At 71.5% G+C, this 3,013-nt stretch carries 2 protein-coding genes; both read left to right on the forward strand.

Annotated elements, in window-relative coordinates; translation table 11 throughout:
* Positions 1-433, forward strand: a 433-nt coding sequence (locus G4D87_RS36085) for a sensor histidine kinase (RefSeq protein WP_240358887.1), incomplete at its 5' end; no start/stop codon positions are given.
* Between the two features lie 118 nt (positions 434-551).
* The coding region (locus G4D87_RS36090; RefSeq protein ID WP_163787341.1) for an excinuclease ABC subunit UvrA at positions 552-3,013 on the forward strand (2,462 nt) is incomplete at its 3' end.

The raw sequence follows: 3,013 nt of genomic DNA on the forward strand, positions 1-3,013 counted from the left end.
GGATTTGCGCGGGCTGCTCGACGAAGCCGCCGCGGGGGTTCGGGCGGAGGCGGACCGTCGCGGTGTGTCGCTGCGTGTGGTGGGCCCCGCTGAAGCCAATTGCCGGATGGATGCGATGGCCGTTCGTCGAGCGGTGGACAACCTGCTGGCCAACGCCCTCCGCTACGCGCCTCGTGGGTCCGAGGTGCGGCTGGAGCTGGCGCACCGGGACGCGCAGTGGGAGGTCGCTGTCCAGGACGCGGGGCGGGGCATCCCGGAGGCGCATCGTGAGGACGTCTTCACGCCCTTCCACCGCCTGGAGCGGGACGCGGGGGGCGTGGGGCTGGGACTGAGTCTCGTGCGCGAGGTCGCGCGGGGCCATGGCGGCGACGCGCGCGTGGTGGAGAGCCCGGTGCCGGGCGCGCGGGTGCTGCTGACGCTGCCTGGCCGGTGAGTCCGGAGGCGTTCGTTCAGTCCCGGGCCATGGCCCGGGTTCGCGCGTGTCTCCCTCGGTGGCCTCGGGTACAACGCCGCCGGAGTTCATCCCTTTCTGACAACTCAGCGTGGGGCGCATGGCCAGGGCTCGTCGTTCGAAGCAGGACCCAGACGCGTCAGGTGCCGCCGAGCGAGGCTTCGTGGAGGTGCGCGGCGCCCGCCAGCACAACCTGAAGAACATCGACGTCCGAATCCCTCGGGACGCGTTCGTCGTGTTCACCGGCGTGTCGGGCTCGGGCAAGTCGTCGCTGGCGTTCGGCACACTCTACGCGGAGGCGCAGCGGCGGTACTTCGAATCCGTGGCCCCCTATGCGCGCCGGCTCATCGACCAGGCGGGGGTGCCGGAGGTCGACGCCATCGACGGGTTGCCCCCGGCCGTGGCGCTCCAGCAGCACCGGGGCGCGCCCACCACGCGCTCGTCCGTGGGCAGCGTGACGACGTTGGCCAACTCGCTGCGGCTGCTGTACTCGCGCGCGGGCACGTACCCGCGGGGCCAGCCGCACCTGGACTCGGACGCCTTCTCACCCAACACGCCCGCGGGCGCGTGTCCCAGGTGCCATGGCCTGGGCCGCATCTACGACGCCACCGAGCAATCCATGGTGCCGGATGACACGCGGACCCTCCGCGAGCGGGCGGTTGCCGCCTGGCCTCCCGCGTGGCACGGACAGAACCTGCGCGACATCCTGGTGACGCTCGGCTACGACGTGGACCGGCCGTGGCGGGAGCTGCCGAAGAAGGACCGGGACTGGATTCTCTTCACGGAAGAGCAGCCCACGGTGCCCGTCTACGCGGGCTTCACGCCGGCCGAGACGCAGCGAGCCCTCAAGCGCAAGGAGCCGCCCAGCTACATGGGCACCTTCACGGGGGCCCGGCGCTACGTGCTCCAGACCTTCGCCACCACGCAGAGCGCGCTGATGAAGCGGCGCGTCTCGCAGTACATGGTGAGCGGCGACTGCCCCGAATGCCACGGCAAGCGCCTGCGCCGCGAGTCCCTCTCCGTCACCTTCGCGGGGCTCGACATCGGCGAGCTGTCACGCCTGCCGCTCAGCGCGCTCACGGACCTGCTCGCGCCCGTGGCGGACGGGACGGCCAGGGACGTGGCCACGCTCGCCCGCGCGCATCCGGAGAAGGCGCTGGTGGCCCAGCGCATCGCCCACGACGTGTTGGTGCGCGTCAACGTCCTGACGGAGCTGGGCCTGGGCTACCTGTCGCTCGAGCGCGGCACGCCCACGCTGTCCCCCGGCGAGCTCCAGCGCCTGCGGCTGGCCACGCAGGTGCGCTCCAACCTGTTCGGCGTGGTGTACGTGCTCGATGAGCCGTCCGCCGGGCTGCACCCCGCGGACACCGCCGCGCTGCTGAAGGCGTTGGACCAGCTCAAGGGCTCGGGCAACTCGCTGTTCGTGGTGGAGCACGAGGTGGACGTCATCCGCCACGCGGACTGGATTGTCGACGTGGGGCCGGACGCGGGCGAGCAGGGCGGACAGGTCCTCTACAGCGGTCCGCTCGAAGGCCTGAAGGCGGTGAAGGCGTCCCGGACGCGCCGCTACCTCTTCGGCGACGCGGAGCCGCACCGCGGCGAGCGGCGCTCTCCCAAGGGCTGGCTGTGCCTGCGGGGCGTGTCGCGCAACAACCTGAAGGCGCTGGACGTCGACTTCCCGCTGGGCGTCCTCACCACGGTGACGGGGGTCTCCGGCTCCGGGAAGTCGAGCCTCGTGAGCCAGGTCCTGGTGGAGCTGGTGGCCGGACACCTGGGCCACGCGGTGCCGGAGAACGAGGACGAGGGCGAGGCGCTGGAGCGCACCGTCATCCACACCACCAGCGGCAGGATTGTCTCCGGCATGGAGGGCCTCAAGCGCCTGGTGCAGGTGGACCAGAAGCCCATTGGCCGCACGCCGCGCTCCAACCTGGCGACGTACACGGGGCTGTTCGACAGCGTCCGCAAGCGCTTCGCCGCGACGCCCGCCGCCCGCTCCCGGCGCTACGACGTGGGCCGCTTCTCCTTTAACGTGGCCAAGGGCCGCTGCGAGACGTGTGAGGGCGAGGGCTTCGTCAGCGTGGAGCTGCTCTTCCTGCCCAGCGTCTACGCGCCGTGCCCCACGTGTCAGGGGGCCCGCTACAACGCCAGGACGCTGGAGATTCAGTACCGGGGCAAGAACATCGCCCAGGTGCTGGGCATGACGGTGGACGCGGCCCACGACTTCTTCAGCGAGGAGCCGCTGGTGCAGCGGCCGCTCGCCGTCCTGCGGGAGGTGGGGCTGGGATACCTGCGGCTGGGGCAGCCGGCGACGGAGCTGTCCGGCGGCGAGGCCCAGCGCATCAAGCTGGCCACGGAGCTCCAGCGGGCCCAGCGCGGCAGCTCGCTGTACGTGCTGGACGAACCCACCACGGGCCTGCACCCCTCCGACGTGGACAAGCTGATGACGCAGCTGGAGGGGCTGGTGGCCTCCGGCAACACCGTCATCCTCGTCGAGCACGACATGCGCGTGGTGGCCGCCAGCGACTGGGTCATCGACATGGGACCGGGCGCTGTAGACAAGGG

The sequence above is a fragment of the Myxococcus vastator genome (assembly GCF_010894475.1).
Classification (GTDB): Bacteria; Myxococcota; Myxococcia; order Myxococcales; family Myxococcaceae; genus Myxococcus; species Myxococcus vastator.